We start from the raw sequence: 14,674 nt of genomic DNA on the forward strand, positions 1-14,674 counted from the left end.
ATGCCCGGTTTAGCAAGCGTCGCCGGGCGCGTCCCCGAAATTTCGGTAACCCGGGTCTCGCGTCTTTGTCACATCGACGGCAAGGTTTCGTTCACCATATCCGGCAACCATCGTTAACCAAGCTGACCTGTCCGAGTCGGAGCCCCCCAGATGCAGACGCGAAACCCCATCCTTGACGAATTCGCCAAGCTGACGACCGGCGCCATGGGCCTGGCCCAGGCCGCCAGCGAGGAGGCGAAGACCGCCTTCCGCGCCCAGGCCGACCGCTTCGTCGCCGAAATGGACCTGGTCCGCCGCGACGAGTTCGATGCGCTGAAGTCCGAGATCGCCGCCCTGCGGACCGAAATTGCATCGCTTAAGGCGACCAAGACGCCTCGAAAGGGAACGTCCACAGCGTCCGTTCCCCCCCAGGACGCAGCCGGTTGAGCCGAATCTGCGAACCCGCCTACCGTTTCAGCAGAGGGCGTGAGTCGCGCCCGGAGACTGATTAATGGACGCCGTACGGCCCGAAGAAATCGACACGCCCTATGATCCCCTGGACGTAGTCGAGCATGTGCTGGTGGCGGAAAATCTCCCGTTCGACCGGACCGACGAAGGCGATCTGGCCTTCTCGCTCGCCGGCGACTGGAAGGATTACGAGCTGTGGTTCGCCTGGCGCCCCGAGGGCGACTGCCTGCAACTGTGCTGCGCCCTGGATCTGCAGGCCAGCAAGAGCAAGCGCACCGCCGCCTATGAACTGGTCGGCCTGATCAACCAGCGCACCTGGATGGGCCATTTCGAGGTCTGGGCCGAGGACGGCGAGATCGTCTTCCGCCACTCCCTGGCCCTGCCGATGGGCGAGCGCCCGACCCTGGCCCAGGCCGCGTCCATGATCGACGCCGCGGTCGAGGCCGCGGACCGCTACTATCCGGCCTTCGACTTCATGATCCGCGGGTCGAAGAAGCCGCAGGAGGCGATTGACGCCTGCCTGTTCGAGACCGTCGGCACCGCCTGATTCCATGCCCTTGACCGCACGCTCCGGCCCCGTCGTCCTTGTGGGCTGCGGCCGGCTGGGCTCGGCCATCCTCGAAGGCTGGCTGGCGACCGGGGCGGTCGCCGCGCGCGACATCATAGTCCTGACCCCGTCCGACAAGCCGGCCGCCGATGCGGCGCGGGCGAAAGGCGCGCGGATCAATCCGCCGCTCGACGCGCTCGCCGGCGTCCATGCCGTGGTGCTGGCCGTGAAGCCGGCCATGTGGCGCGCGGCCGCCGCCCCGCTTGAAGGACATCTGGGGCCGGACGCCGTCGTCGTCTCGGTCATGGCCGGCGTCCTGGCGGACGACATCGCCTCGGTGCTGGGAAGACCGGTCGCCCGCGTCATGCCGACGACCGCCGTGGCCCAGGCGAGGGGCGTCGCCGCCCTGTGGTCGCTCGATGTGCGGGCCCGCGCTGCAGCGAAGGCGCTGTTCATGCCCATCGCCGACGTCGTCGGGCTGGATGCCGAGGACCAGATGGATCCCGCCACCGCCGTGGCCGGATCGGCGCCCGCCTTCGTCTATGCGTTCGTGAAGGCCCTCGCCCGGGCCGGCGCGACCCAGGGACTGGCTCCCGACGCCGCCGTCCGCCTGGCGCGCGGCGCCCTGCGGTCAGCCGGGGCCGGTCTGGAAACGGGGGAAGACCTCGACGCCCTCATCGGCCGCATCGCCTCGCCGGGCGGCACCACGCGCGCCGGGCTGGATGCGATGGCCGCAGCCGGCGACCTCGACCGCGCGGCCGAAGCCGCCGTCGAAGCCGCCGTGCAACGGGCGAAAACGCTCTAGCGCGACTCGTAGCGGCCGTCGGCCAGGTTGCTGGCGAGGCGGCGGAACGCCGTGTCGGCGTCGCCCCAGGTCGTATAGCCCCGCACGTCCCTCAGATTGTTCGAGTACCAGTCGTACCGCACCGGCCGGGTGCTGCCGTCGGCCATGGTGATCTGACCCTCGATCGTCGCGCCGCCCAGCGAAATGCTGCGGATCGGATCGAGCGAGGGGTTCCGCATCGACTGTTCGCGGGTCGGCCGGTTGGGCTTCACATCGGCCAGCACCAGTTCGATCCGGGCGCCGCTCAGCGCCGGCGTGTCGGCGACGGCGCGGGTGACCAGTTCCGTCAGGCGGTCGGCCTGTTGCTGGACCTCGTCTGCGCCGAGGTCGCGAGCCTGTTCCTGCACCTCGGGGCTGAGGGTCACGGTGATCGAGGCCGGCTCGGCGAATGAGGGCGCGGCAAGCGCGACGGCCGCAGCCAGCGGGGCGAAGAAGGCGAGAGTACGCATGGTGTCCTCCGTTACTCCCCCTGTCGCGGACAACATGTTCCGCACGGCTCCGCTTCGCCAGAGGGAATCGTCAAAATTTGATCGGCTCAGCCGGGCAGGCGGATCAGGGCCCGCAGACCGCCCAGTTCGCTGCGGCTCAGGGTGATGTCGCCGCCATGGCCGCGGGCCACGTCCCGGGCGATGGCCAGGCCCAGGCCGACGCCCTTGCGGTTCTGGTTGCGCGAGTCGTCCAGCCGCGAGAACGGGCGGAAGGCTTCCTCGTGCATGTCGTCCGGAATCCCGGGCCCGTCGTCCTCGACCGCCACCTCGAACCCGCCGGAGGGCAGGGCGCGGGCGCTCAGCCGGACGTGGTCGCCGTGGGCGGCGGCGTTGCCGGCCAGATTGGTCAGGGCGCGCTTGAACGCCAACGGACGCAGCGAGGCGGTCAGCCCTTCCGGCGCGGCGATCTCCACCTCGGCCCCGGCCCGGCGGGCGTCGTCGCCGGCGGCGCCCAGCAGGTCGGTGATCGACACCTCCTGCGCCGCCTCGCCGGATTCGCCGCGGGCGAAGGCGAGGTATTCGTCGATCATATGCTCCATCTCGTCCAGGTCGCCGCGCATGGCGTCGGCGCGCTTGAACGGCGGAGCCAGCGCCAGCTCCAGACGCAGGCGCGTCAGGGGCGTGCGCAGGTCGTGGCTGACCGAGGCCAGCAGCGCCGTTCGCTGGTCGATGTGGCGCTGGATGCGGTCGCGCATGTCGAGGAAGGCGCTGGCCGCGGCCCGCACCTCACGCGCGCCGGACGGCTTGAAGCGCTCGCGCGCCTCGCCCCGGCCGAACGCCTCGGCGGCCTCCGCCAGTCGCTCGATGGCGCGCACCTGATTGCGGATGAACAGGATCGCCACGCCCATCAGCAGGACGGTCGCGATCAACAGCCACAGCACGAAGATATGCGCCTGCGTGGCCACGGCGCGTTCCCGCGGCGCGATGATCCGCAGCACGCCCTGCGGCTGCTGCACGCGTATGTCGACGTGGGCCGGATAGCGCGTGGTGTCGAACCAGAACGGCTGGTCCAGCCGGGACGCCAGCGCCTTCTCCAGCGTCCGGTCGACGACCCCGATGGCGCCCCGCCGGTTCTCGCGGGGCAGGACGGCGCCGTCCTGAAGCACGATCGACAGCGACATCGAACGCTGCGCCCGCTCGGCGATGACCGACAGGTTCTGCGGCGTCGGATCGTCGGCATAGCTCTCGGCCGCCCAGGCGATGTCGCCGGCCAGGCCGTCGGACAGACGGGCGGTCACCGTCTGCCAGTGCATGTCGAAGAAGGCCCAGGTGACGGCGACCTGCATCACCAGCACGGGCAGCACGATGATCAGCAGCGACCGGCCCCACAGCGAGGTCGGCAGCCGCCGCTTCAGGAAACGCGGCCAGAGGCTTGCGGGCAGCAGCCTCATCGCGTCCTCAGTCCGGAGCCAGCATGTAGCCGATGCCGCGCACCGTCTGCAGGTAGCGCGGGTTCTTCGGATCGGCTTCCAGCTTGCGTCGCAGGCGGGTGACCTGCACGTCGACCGCCCGGCCGGTGATGTCGGCGGTGTCGGGCGACAGGCTCATGCGCTCGACCGGGGCATGGGCGTGGATCGCCAGCGTCTTCAGAAGCTGGGCCTCGGCCTCCGTCAGGCGCTGGGGCTTGCCGTCGCGCGACAGCTCCAGCCGCTCCATGTCGAACACCGCCGGCCCCAGCTTGATCTCGCGCGGCGTCAGCGGCTTGCCGCCGGTGCGCCGCAGGATGGCGTCGATGCGCAGCGCCAGCTCACGCGGGTCGAACGGCTTGGACATATAGTCGTCTGCGCCCCGCGACAGGCCCTCGATGCGATCGTCGGGATCGCCCTTGGCGGTCAACAGCAGCACCGGCGTCTTCGAGGTCTCCGCCTTGGACCGGATCCAGGTCGTCAGGTCGAAGCCGCTCTCGCCCGGCATCATCACGTCCAGCACGATCAGGTCGAACTCGATCAGCTCGACCAGACGCCGGGCGGCGGCCGCGTGGGCCGCGCCGGTGACGCGATAACCCTCGCGGGTCAGGAATTCTTTCAGCAGTTCGCGGATCCGGTCGTCGTCATCGACGACCAGCAGGTGGCGGCCTGCGCCGGGGCCGGCGACGGGGCCGGAACGGCCGTAAGCGCGAACGTCGCTCATGTGGATGCGACCAGGCGAGCGCGACAGGCGTTGACCTGAGCGATTCCGGCGGGTCTAACCCGTGGGACTGCGCGGGAGACGTTCTTCAATGGCCTTCGTTCCTTTCGACGATCGTGACGGCTGGATCTGGATGGACGGCGATTTCGTACCCTGGAGGGAAGCGAAAACGCATGTTTTGACCCATGCCCTGCACTACGGCTCGTCGGTCTTCGAGGGTGAGCGTATGTATGGCGGCGAAATCTTCAAGCTGACGCCCCATACGGAACGCCTCAAGCGGTCGGCGAACCTGCTTGATTTCGACCTACCTTATAGCGTGGCCGAGATCGATGCCGCCTGTGAGGAAACCTGCGAAAAGATGGGGCTTTCGGACTGCTATGTGCGTCCGGTGGCCTATCGCGGGCCGGAACAGGTCAGCGTCTCGGCCCAGCACAACAAAACCCACGTCGCCATCGCCGTGTGGGAGTGGCCCAGCTATTTCGATCCCGAGACCAAGGCGAAGGGCATCCGTCTGGAGTGGGCCAAGTGGCGCCGACCGGATCCGATGACCGCCCCCTCGGCCGCCAAGGCCGCCGGCCTCTACATGATCTGCACCATGTCCAAGATGGCCGCCGAGAAGCGCGGCTATGCCGACGCGATGATGCTGGACTGGCGCGGCTACGTCGCCGAGGCGACCGGCGCCAACGTCTTCTTCGTCCAGGATGGCGTCCTGCACACCCCGCCGGTCGACGCCATTCTGGACGGCATCACCCGCCAGACCGTCATCGAGATGGCCAAGGCGAAGGGCATCGAGGTCGTGGTTCGCAACATCCTGCCGGAAGAACTGGCCGGCTTCAGCGAATGCTTCGTCACCGGCACCGCCGCCGAGGTGACGCCGGTGAGCGAGATCGGCGAATACCGATTCACCCCCGGCGCCCTCAGCCTCGGCCTGATGGAAGACTACGGCAGACTGGTCCGCGGCCAGCTCTGATCAGGTCGCGGCGGGCTTCCGCCGCCGCCGGATCGTGGCCCACCACACCGCTCCGCCGATGACGGCGACCGGCAGCATCACCGAGCCCGCGGTGATCAGCAGGGCCAGCATGCCCATCGACAGGCCGAACGCGTCCGACAGGGCGCGCGCCACCGGGCGCGTCGGACTGTCTGCGCCCATGACCCCGCCCTCGCGATAGTCCAGCGTCAGGAGCGCGGTCTGCACCCGGTCGTTCAGTTCCCGCAGCTGGACCTGCTGTGCGTCCAGCTGTCGGCGCAGGTCGGCCAGTTCGCGCTCGACCTCCAGCCGCTGTTTCATCGTGCCGCCGCGCCGGGCCTGGAGTTCGCGCATGCGCTCGGCCAGCGACGCGGTGGTCTTGGCGCCGGTCTCGGCGTGGTCGATCTCGCGCGTGACGTCCTCGCCGTTGGTCGCTGCCTCCTCCAGCCGTCCGCCCGCATTGCTCGCATCCAGCGCGAGGGTGGAGCGGAAGCGATTGATCCACTCCGGCTGACCGCGCAGCTCCAGCCGCCCGCCGGGATCACGTGAGGTCCAGTCGGCCTGGGCCGTCACCACCTGGCAATAGCCGGGACCTGCGGAGATGCAGGCGTACTCGTGCCGGCTCATCAGTTCGGCGCCGCGATCCTTCGGCACCGACATCACATAGTTGAAGGCGTAAGCGATCTGCGCGATCGGCGCAGGCGGAGCGATCGGGACCGATCGGAGCGAGGGCGACGAAGCCTCTCCCGGATGGGCCGGGGCCGCATCCGCCGCTGCGGATGCATCCGTTGCGGCATCTGCAGCCGCGGCCGCATCGGTGGCGGCGGCGTCGGCGGCCTTTTCCTCGCTCGCCGGTTGGCAGGCGGACAACACGATCGCGCTGGCGGCAGCCAGCATCAGAGCCTTGCGCATGGTCTATTCTCCCTGTCCCGTGCCGATCACGGTTTCGTGATGGCGCGCCCGGATCGGGGCGAATTCCGGACCGGGAGAAAGCCGAAGCGTGGCCTTATGAGGTCGTATTCGCGGCTTGCCAGACGCGGCGGCGTGGCGTTCAACGGGACAGGTCCGGCGGGGAGCCGGATGGGGAAGCATTGATGTTCAGCCTGCTGAATCTGCAGAGCCTGCTGGGGCTCGTCGTCATCGTCGCGGCTTGCTGGGGGCTGTCCGAGAACAAGCGCGCCTTCCCGTGGCGGCTGACGCTGGGCGCGATCGCGGTTCAGGCCGGTCTGGTGCTGGCCCTGTTCGCCATCCCCGGCTCGCAGGGCGTGCTGGCGGCGATCACCGGCGCGGTCGACGGCCTGGCGGCGGCGACCAACCGCGGCACGCAGTTCGTGTTCGGCTACCTCGCCGGCGGCGACCAGCCCTATGTCGTCGGCAATGAGCGCGCCCTGTTCACCTTCGCCTTCCAGGTTCTGCCGCTGATCCTGGTGATCTCGGCCCTGTCGGCCCTGCTGTGGCACTGGAAGGTGCTGAAGTGGATCACCTACGGTTTCGGCCTGCTGTTCCAGCGCACCATGGGCCTGGGCGGCGCCTCGGCCCTGGCCGTGGCGGCCAACATCTTCCTCGGCATGATCGAAAGTCCGATCGTGATCCGCGCCTATCTCGACAAGCTGACCCGGTCCGAGCTGTTCCTGATGATGGTCGTGGGCCTGGCCACCGTCGCCGGGTCGACCATGGTCGCCTACGCCGCCATCCTGTCGCCCGTGCTGGCCAACGCCGCCGGCCACGTGCTGGTGGCCTCGATCGTCTCGGCGCCCGCCGGCGTCCTGCTGGCCCGCATCATCATTCCCGAGAAGCCGGGCGAGGGCGGCGCGGTCGCCGACTACAACTCGGCCCTCAAATACGACAGCGCCATCGACGCCATCGTGAAGGGCACCTCGGACGGTCTGATGGTCGTGCTCAACATCTCGGCCGTGTTGATCGTATTCGTGGCCCTGGTCGCCCTGGTCAACGTCATGCTGGGCGGCTTCTGGCTGTTCGGTGATCACGTCACCGTCGAGCGCCTGCTGGGCTGGGCGTTCATGCCGGTCGCCTGGCTGACGGGTGTCGAATGGTCCGAGGCCGGCAAGGCCGGCTGGCTGCTGGGCGTGAAGCTGACCCTGACCGAGTTCGTCGCCTTCATCGAGCTGGGCAAGGTGCCAGCCGGCGAAATGAGCGAGCGCACCCGGATGCTGATGACCTACGCCCTGTGCGGCTTCGCCAACATCGGTTCGGTCGGCATCACCGTCACCGGTCTCAGCGTGCTGATGCCCGAGCGCCGTGAAGAGGTGCTGGGCCTGGTCTGGAAGGGGCTGTTCGCCGGCTTCCTGGCCACCCTGATGACCGCCTGCGTTGTCGGCGCGATGCCGGCGACCATATTCAGCTGAACCGGAGGCCGGACATGAAGCTCTACACCTCGTACCGCGCTCCCAATCCGCGCCGCGTCCGCTGGGTCATGGCCGAGAAGGGCGTCGAGGACGTCGAGCTGATCGAGGTCGACATCATGGCCGGCGAGCACCGCACGCCGGAGTACCGCGCCCGCGTCGGCGTCCCGCACGTGCCGGCGCTGGAGCTCGATGAAGGCACGACCTTCTCCGAGTCGATCGCCATCTGCCGGTTCCTCGAGTCGATCTATCCGGAGCCCAACCTGTTCGGCCACGACGCGCGCGAGCAGGCGGTGATCGAGATGTGGACCCGCCGCTGCGAGTTCTACCTGGCCAATCCGATCATGCTGAACGTGCGCCACTCGCACCCGGCGCTGGCGGCGCTGGAGGCGACCCAGGTTCCGCAGGTGGCCCAGTACAACAAGCTGGGCGCCGAGAAATTCATGCGGACGCTCGACCGCCGTCTGGCCGAGCATGAGTTCATCGCCTCGGACCGCTTCACCATCGCCGACGTCGTGGCGGTGGTCGGTCTCGACTTCGCGCGCCTGATCAAATACCGGCCGCCCGAGGAGTTCACCCACCTGGCCCGCTGGCTCGAGGCCAGCCGCGCCCGTCCGGCGGCCAAGGCCGGCGTCTGACCTAGAGCCGGTGTTCGAACGGCCCTTCGCTGGCCGGTTCGATCCGCTGCCCCTGGTAAAGCTGCGCCACCCGCGCGCCCAGCAGGTCGCCCGGCCCCTGCAGGAAGCGCGGCGCGCCGAAGCGTTCGATATTGTCCAGCTGCGCCGCCAGCGCGCGCCGGTCCTGCGCCACCACGGGTTCGAGGAACATCCGGATCGCCGCCTCCTTCAGCCAGCCGGGCCCGCGCCCCTTCGGCGTGGTGAAACAGGCGTAGGGCGCCAGCGTCGTCTCCGTCACCGGCGTGAAGAAGACCGTCACGCACAGCGTCAGCCCGTTCGGCCCCTCCCACCGCGCCTGCACCAGGGTCGGCGCATACAGCCGCGTCCGGCTGCGCTCGCGCGGCGGCTCCAGCAGGCGCGACATCCAGCCCAGGTCCGGCTGCGGCTGGTCAATGATCGACTCGATCCAGTCCTCGCCCGCCAGCACCGACAGCCCCACCGGCATGCGCCGGCCGCTGCGGCGGATGATGCCGTCGTGGATGAAGTTGGTGTGGAACGGGTCCAGCACATTCTCCAGCGCGTCCAGCACGCGCCCGCGCCAGACCCCTTGCGACCACCAGAAATGATCGTGGTCATCGGCGCCCCACGGGCCCAGGTCAGGCAGGTCGACCTCGTCGGGCGACAACCGCACCAGCACCGCACCGTTCAGTTCGCGCACGGCGACCGGCGACGCGGCCAGTCGCCGATCCTCGCCGGGCTCCAGCTCGCAGCCCGGAACCTCGACGCAGGCTCCGTCCGCCCTGAACCGCCAGCCGTGGTACGCGCACTGGAGCACGCCCTCGCTGACCCGGCCCTCCGACAGCGGATAGTTGCGATGCGGGCAACGGTCGGTCAGGGCCGCCGCCGTGCCCGTCGCATCCCGGAACAGCACCAGCGGCGTCCCCGCCACCGTCCGCGCCAGCGGCTTGTCGCGCAGGTCCCGCGACAGGGCAGCCATCTGCCAGCTGCGCTGCAGGCTGTCGGGTAGCGGAGTCACGCGCGCGCCCAGCGTTCGGGCTCCAGCGGCGTGCCGTTCCATTCGATGTCCGCGGTCATGGCCTGGGCCAGGGTCAGACCCTCGCGGCGGGCGCGCATGCCGAACACGGCGGCGTCGACCAGGGCGCCGAGCGCGGGCCATGGGTCGCCCGGCGCCGACAGCACGTCATTGCCGTCGCGCCGCTGCCGCCACCATTCCATCAGCCGCCCCCCGCCCACGGCGTCGGGCAGGCCATAGCGCCACAGGGCCGGCGCCAGATGGCAGCCGTCGACGACCGGCTCTGCCACGCCCTGTCCCATCAGGGCTCGTCCGAACGCCGCCGTGCGGCCGAACAGGTGGATCCCGCTGGTTGCGCGCGGATTGCACTCGATCAGCCACGGCCGGTTCGCCTCGTCGAGGATCACATCACAGGCGAACTGACCCCGTCCGACATGGGCGGCGAGGGCGTCGGCCATGGCGCGCAGCTCTGCGGCCGTCGCTGGTTCGAGCGCGCGGAAGGCGCAGGCCGCCCCGCCGGGCGCCCGCCAGGCCGAGCCATAGGCGGCGAAGGCGACGACTCGGCCCTCGTGGCACAGGGCGTGGAAGCTGGCGTCGCGGCCCCGCACCCGCTTCTGGACGATCCATGGATTGTCACGCGTCGGCCGCAGGGCGGCGAACGCCGCGGCTCCGGGCGTCGTCAGGGTCTGCACGCCAAAGCGCGACCACACCGGCTTCAACACCACCTCGCCGAGCTCCGCCGCCGCCTCCATCAGCGTGTCGTTGTCGTCGGCCGTGCGGGTCGGAGGGGCGGGCAGGCCCAGGCGTCCGCATAGGGCGGCGAAGGAATCCTTGGCATGCAGCTCCGCCAGGACCGCGGTCCTCGGCGCCATGATCCGCGAGGCGAAGCCGTCGGCCTCCGCCAGGGCCGCGACGTGGAAGATCTCCTCGCAGGTCGGCACGATCGCCACCGGCTCCAGCCGATCGACCAGGCCGCGCATGTCGGCGGCGAAGTCGGCGGGTCGGTCGACCGGAGATGCATGGCGATGCACCGGTCCGGCGCTGTTCGACCACCGCGCCAGCCGGGCAGGGCTGCAGTCGGCCAGATGCGGTTCGTAGCCGGCCGCCCTCAGGCTGCGGGCGATGTCCAGCGCGGCGGCCGCGCGGGCGCCGGTGACCAGGACCCGCTCAGCCATCGATCCAGCGCACGCGGCGGCGCTTGACGACGATCGGCGGCGGGCGGCCTCCGGCTGTGACGGGGACCGTCACGCCGCGTTCGCGCAGCAGGTCCTTCACCGCCAGCACCGCCTCGTCCATCAGGTCCGCCGCCGCCTCCACGACGACCCCGGACGGACTGGCGACGGCGCGCCACTCTTCCTCCGGACCCAGGGCCCCGCTGACGGCTTCGTCGACGGCGCGCGGCGGGATGGCGACATCGCCCCAGCGCCACAGATCCTCCAGCCGCCCCTCAACCGGCCAGATCGCCGTCAGAGGCGATCCGCACGAGCACTGGTTCGGCAGGATCTCCAGAAGATCGGGCAGACGCATCCGGATCATCGGCTGGGTCGTGCGGCGCAGGTCGGTGATGATCGGCACGAAGCGGTTCGTGCCGGGCACCGGCTCGCGCTCAACGATCAGAACGTCCTCGTTAAGGTGCAGCGTGCCGTCCCGGCACGGCGCGCCGATGAACCCCTCCGTCGCCTGGTAGATCGGGGCCGGTCGGGATTCGAGCACCGCGTCGATCCAGTCGCGCTCCAGCTCTCCCATCGGCTCGGCGCCCCAGAACAGGCGCGCGGGCGGCCAGGCCGCGCCGTCCTCGACCCGCCGCGCCATGTCGGCCAGCACATGCGGTGGGGCGATGAACACATGGGGGCGGAAGGCCTCCAGTTTCGCCAGCTTGTCCTCCCCCGGCGAAGCCAGGTCGATGAACAGGAACCGGAACCGCCCCGCGCCGGTCACGTCGCTATACAGGCTGGCGCGCGCGCGCAGGCACAGAGCCACCCGCTTGCGCCGCACCATCGCCGACTTGGGCAGCAGACGCGCGATGAGGTGCCCCAGATAGGCGGCGCGTTCGGCCCGGTTGTTGAGGAATATCCCCGGCGGACCCGACGAACCGGACGAGAAGCCCGCCGCGACGCCCAGCGCCACCTTGCCGGGGCCGCCGGTCTCGGCGTCCCGTGCGGCCGCCTCGGCGGTGGCGCGGTCCAGGCCGAGGGTGTTCCACTGCTGGAAATCGGCGCGAACCTGCTGCGGCGACACGACGGGGAAGTCCGCCAGCGGATGGCCGGCCAGATGAGCGATCGCCGGCGTGCGCGCCACCACCGGCGCCATCGCCCGCCACAGCCGCGCCTGCCGCGCCTGGACGTCGGCCGTCGACTTGAGGCGCGAGCCGTTCCAGCGCGCCGCCAGCCAGGCGCGCACCACGGCGGGGCGATCAACCGTCGGCACGGGGCGTCTCCACGGCGATCTCGCCGCAGTGCGATGGGGTCAGAAGCAGTTCGGGATTGCGGTCCCACAGCCGATGCAAGGCCGTCAGCGTGTCGCGCCACGGCCCGGTCTCGCCCAGCAGGGCGGTGGTCAGCCGCGGCGGCGGGGCGTTGTCGCGCACCGCCCCGCTGGACCAGGCGGCGTCGGCGATCAGGAAGCGCATCCGGTCGTCCGCCTCGCGCACCACCAGCCCCCAGTGCCCAGGGCAATGGCCGGGCAGATGCACCGCCAGCAGCGACCCGTCGCCGAGCAGATCGGCCCCGCTCTCGAACGGCGTCAGCTCCGGGCCGAGCGGAAGCTGCGGCAGGTCCTCGAAGAACAGCGCGCGCGCATCGATATCGGCCGGGGCCAGATCGGCCAGCACCCCGTTCCGTACGCGGGTGAACCGCCCCGGCCGGCGCACCTGCGCCAGCCCCGCCCGGGCGCAGAAGATGCGCGCGCCGGGAAAGCGTCCGAGGCCCGCGACGTGGTCTCCGTGGAAATGCGAAATGACGACTGCCCGCACGTCATCCGGCGCGACCCCGAACCGGGGCAACTGCTCGACGATCGTCTCTCCAGGCGGCAGATCCACCGGCGTCATCCAGCGGTAGAGGATTTCGGGCCAGGTCCGCGTGGCCTCGAAGAAAGCCGGATCATACCCTGTGTCGAACAGGATCGCCCCCTCATCCGGATGGATGATCAGCGCGACCAGCGCCGGAAACACCGCCGAACCCAGGCGGCCGTCCCGTCGCGTCATGATTTCCGGGTGGGAACAGCTTCCGGCCCGCAGAATGTGGACGCGGCAGCGCTTCATCCGTTCGCCAGCCCCGGCGCCACCGCCATCGCGGTCTCCACCGCATCATGGGCCGGCTGGTAGTCCAGCAGGGCGCGGGCGCCGGTCAGGTCGAACGTCTGCGACCAGGCCAACGTCGACAGGGTGTAGGGCGTCAGCACGGGTTCGGGCTTTCCGGGCAGGGCGCGGCTGATGGCTTCGGACGCCACCGACAGGGCCTGGCCCAGCGGCAGGGGGACGGGAACGGCGCGCACATCCACGCCCAACGCCTCACCCAGCCTTTGGACCAATTCCGCCACCGGCAGCGGACGCCCCGAGGTGACGTTGACCGCATGACCGCCCGCCCGTTCGCGGTGAGAGTCCGCCAGCATCAGCGCCCGCGCCGCATCGCGGGCGTCGGTCAGTTCGACCAGCGCCTTGCCTTCGCGGAACAGCGGGAACCGGCCGCTCTTCACCAGCCGCAGGATGCGCGGCAGCAGCACGGCGTCGTCCGGCCCCACGATCGCCCGGGGGCGGACGGCCACGGTCCGGAAGCCCGCCTCATCGGCGGCCAGCACCAGCAACTCCGCCTCGCGCTTGGTCCGCGCATAGGCGTTCAGCGGCCGGGCGGGCAGGGGCGTCGCCTCGGTGATGCCGGTCTGGTCGCGCCATCGGGCATAGACCGACGGGGATGAGACGAAGACGAAGCTGTCGGCGCCGGCTCCCTGCGATGCGCGCAGCAGCTTTCGCGTCAGGTCCACATTGGCGCGCTGGAAGGCCTCGTCGGAGCCCCATGGGCTGGACAGGGCGGCGGCGTGGAAGATGACGTCCATGCCCTCGCATGCCGCGCCCAGGCTGCCGTCCAGCAGGTCGCCGGCGAACACCTCGGCGCCCATGGACCGCAGCCGCTCCAGCGCCTCCGGCCGCCGCCCCGAGGCGCGCACCTTGTAGCCGGCCTCCAGCAGTCCGGCGGTCACCGCCAGGCCCAGTCCGCCCGTCGCACCGGTGACGAGGGCCCGGCGGGTCATGTGCGCAGCACCATCGCCGCGGCGCTGATCCCCGCCGCCGTGCCGAGCAGCAGCACGGTCCGTCCGGGCGTCAGCAGACCTCGCGCCTGCGCCTCGACCAGCGCCGTGGGCAGGGAGGCGGCGATCTGGTTGCCGTGGGTGGGGAAGATGTCGATCACCCGCGCAGGGTCGCCGCCCATCAGTCGCCGCACATGCTCGAGGCCCGGACTGCTGGCCTGATGACCGACGATCACATCGACGCTCTCGCGCGTCAGCCCGGCCTCGCCCAGCACCCGGTCGATCAGCGCCGGCAGGCAGCGGGCCGCGGCCTTGAAGATGCCGAACGCGTCCATGTGGAAGCGCGCGCCTTCCGACAGCGCCTTCAGGCCCTGTTCGACGCGAATGCGCGTGCCGCCGGACCGCAGCGTCGCCAGATCCTTGCCCTCGCCATAGGTCTCGAACCCTCGCGCCAGCAGCCCGGGCCCCGACGGATCGGTTCCGGCCTCGACGCAAACGGCGGCGGCCCCGTCGCCGAAGATCGCCGCCGACGCGGGCGTGTCCCAGTCCAGCCCCGCCGAGGCGATGTCGCTCGACACGATCAGCGCCCTTCGGAAGCGGCCGGTCTCGAACCCCATGGCCGCGACGTCCAGGGCGGTGACGAACGACAGGCAGGTCTGGTTCACGTCGAACGCCCAGATGCCCGACCGGCCCAGCCCCAGCGCCTCCTGGATCAACACCGAGGTTCCCGGGATCGGCTGCTCCATCACCCCGCAGGCACCGATCAGCACGTCGAAGTCGCCGGGCCCCCATCCGGCCGACTCCAACGCGCGCCGGGCGGCCTCGGCGCCCATCATCGACGTGGTTTCGTCCGGGCCGGCGACGCCGCGGATGGCGATGCCGAACTGCGATTCCGTCCAGCCTTCGGCCTGTCCGAAGATCGCATCGAGGGCGGAGGAGGGGCGCTGTTCGACCGGCGAATAGCTCCCGAACCCGGTGATCGTCATCGGCGTCATGGCG

16 protein-coding genes are annotated in these 14,674 nt (G+C 70.5%); 6 read left to right on the plus strand and 10 right to left on the minus strand.

Features of this window, described 5'->3' with window-relative positions:
* Positions 1-150 precede the first annotated feature (150 nt).
* From GGR12_RS06400 to GGR12_RS06410, 3 genes are all read left to right on the plus strand, one after another.
* Positions 151-426 carry an accessory factor UbiK family protein gene (locus GGR12_RS06400; RefSeq protein WP_183203507.1) on the plus strand — a complete coding sequence of 92 codons (276 nt, stop codon included), beginning with the start codon at positions 151-153 and terminating at the stop codon, positions 424-426.
* A gap of 64 nt (positions 427-490) precedes the next feature.
* Positions 491-994 (plus strand): type III secretion system chaperone family protein, encoded by a 504-nt coding sequence (locus GGR12_RS06405; protein ID WP_183203508.1) that lies wholly within the window; start codon positions 491-493, stop codon positions 992-994.
* A gap of 10 nt (positions 995-1,004) precedes the next feature.
* On the plus strand, positions 1,005-1,799 hold the full coding sequence (locus GGR12_RS06410; RefSeq protein ID WP_425486208.1) for a pyrroline-5-carboxylate reductase family protein: 795 nt from the start codon (positions 1,005-1,007) through the stop codon (positions 1,797-1,799).
* On the opposite strand, the gene GGR12_RS06415 is transcribed toward GGR12_RS06410, so the two are convergent.
* From GGR12_RS06415 to GGR12_RS06425, 3 genes are all read right to left on the minus strand, one after another.
* Positions 1,796-2,287, minus strand: coding sequence for a hypothetical protein (locus GGR12_RS06415; RefSeq protein ID WP_183203510.1), 492 nt, complete (start codon positions 2,285-2,287; stop codon positions 1,796-1,798). The two genes, GGR12_RS06410 and GGR12_RS06415, sit on opposite strands and share 4 nt — an antisense overlap.
* Positions 2,288-2,373: 86 nt before the next feature.
* The gene (locus tag GGR12_RS06420; RefSeq protein WP_183203511.1) at positions 2,374-3,717 is read right to left on the minus strand and encodes an ATP-binding protein; all 1,344 of its coding nucleotides are present in this window, start codon (positions 3,715-3,717) and stop codon (positions 2,374-2,376) included.
* 7 nt (positions 3,718-3,724) lie between these two features.
* Positions 3,725-4,456, minus strand: a complete 732-nt coding sequence (locus GGR12_RS06425; RefSeq protein ID WP_183203512.1) for a response regulator — start codon at positions 4,454-4,456, stop codon at positions 3,725-3,727.
* A gap of 88 nt (positions 4,457-4,544) precedes the next feature.
* Between GGR12_RS06425 and GGR12_RS06430 the strand changes: the two genes are divergently transcribed.
* Positions 4,545-5,423 carry a branched-chain amino acid aminotransferase gene (locus GGR12_RS06430; RefSeq protein WP_183203513.1) on the plus strand — a complete coding sequence of 293 codons (879 nt, stop codon included), beginning with the start codon at positions 4,545-4,547 and terminating at the stop codon, positions 5,421-5,423.
* Here GGR12_RS06430 and GGR12_RS06435 read toward each other — a convergent pair whose 3' ends face one another.
* Positions 5,424-6,332, minus strand: coding sequence for a DUF4349 domain-containing protein (locus tag GGR12_RS06435; RefSeq protein ID WP_183203514.1), 909 nt, complete (start codon positions 6,330-6,332; stop codon positions 5,424-5,426).
* Positions 6,333-6,514: 182 nt separating this feature from the next.
* Here GGR12_RS06435 and GGR12_RS06440 point away from each other — a divergent pair, with 182 nt between their 5' ends.
* Both GGR12_RS06440 and GGR12_RS06445 read left to right on the plus strand, forming a co-directional pair.
* Positions 6,515-7,786 (plus strand): NupC/NupG family nucleoside CNT transporter, encoded by a 1,272-nt coding sequence (locus tag GGR12_RS06440; RefSeq protein WP_183203515.1) that lies wholly within the window; start codon positions 6,515-6,517, stop codon positions 7,784-7,786.
* 14 nt (positions 7,787-7,800) lie between these two features.
* Complete coding sequence (locus tag GGR12_RS06445) at positions 7,801-8,421, plus strand: glutathione S-transferase family protein (RefSeq protein WP_183203516.1); 621 nt, start codon at positions 7,801-7,803, stop codon at positions 8,419-8,421.
* A gap of 1 nt (position 8,422) precedes the next feature.
* Here the strand turns inward: GGR12_RS06445 and GGR12_RS06450 are convergent, their stop codons facing one another.
* The 6 genes from GGR12_RS06450 to GGR12_RS06475 are packed head-to-tail and all read right to left on the minus strand — an operon-like array spanning position 8,423 to position 14,670.
* The gene (locus GGR12_RS06450; RefSeq protein WP_343053124.1) at positions 8,423-9,436 is read right to left on the minus strand and encodes a Rieske 2Fe-2S domain-containing protein; all 1,014 of its coding nucleotides are present in this window, start codon (positions 9,434-9,436) and stop codon (positions 8,423-8,425) included.
* Positions 9,433-10,608 (minus strand): ATP-grasp domain-containing protein, encoded by a 1,176-nt coding sequence (locus GGR12_RS06455; protein ID WP_183203517.1) that lies wholly within the window; start codon positions 10,606-10,608, stop codon positions 9,433-9,435. Before GGR12_RS06455 ends, GGR12_RS06450 begins: the two co-directional genes overlap by 4 nt.
* Entirely contained in the window at positions 10,601-11,860 is a 1,260-nt protein-coding gene (locus GGR12_RS06460) for a cell division protein FtsA (RefSeq protein WP_183203518.1), read from the minus strand. The genes GGR12_RS06455 and GGR12_RS06460 overlap by 8 nt, the downstream gene beginning before the upstream one ends.
* Entirely contained in the window at positions 11,847-12,635 is a 789-nt protein-coding gene (locus GGR12_RS06465; RefSeq protein WP_246328742.1) for an MBL fold metallo-hydrolase, read from the minus strand. Before GGR12_RS06465 ends, GGR12_RS06460 begins: the two co-directional genes overlap by 14 nt.
* A gap of 53 nt (positions 12,636-12,688) precedes the next feature.
* Positions 12,689-13,678: an NAD-dependent epimerase/dehydratase family protein gene (locus GGR12_RS06470; protein ID WP_183203520.1), complete on the minus strand. Its 990-nt coding sequence runs from the start codon at positions 13,676-13,678 to the stop codon at positions 12,689-12,691.
* A complete protein-coding gene (locus tag GGR12_RS06475; RefSeq protein ID WP_183203521.1) occupies positions 13,675-14,670 on the minus strand; it encodes a 3-oxoacyl-[acyl-carrier-protein] synthase III C-terminal domain-containing protein in 996 nt (331 codons plus the stop codon). The genes GGR12_RS06470 and GGR12_RS06475 overlap by 4 nt, the downstream gene beginning before the upstream one ends.
* Between the last annotated feature and the right edge of the window lie 4 nt (positions 14,671-14,674).

Source organism: Brevundimonas lenta, assembly GCF_014196335.1.
Taxonomy (GTDB): Bacteria; Pseudomonadota; Alphaproteobacteria; order Caulobacterales; family Caulobacteraceae; genus Brevundimonas; species Brevundimonas lenta.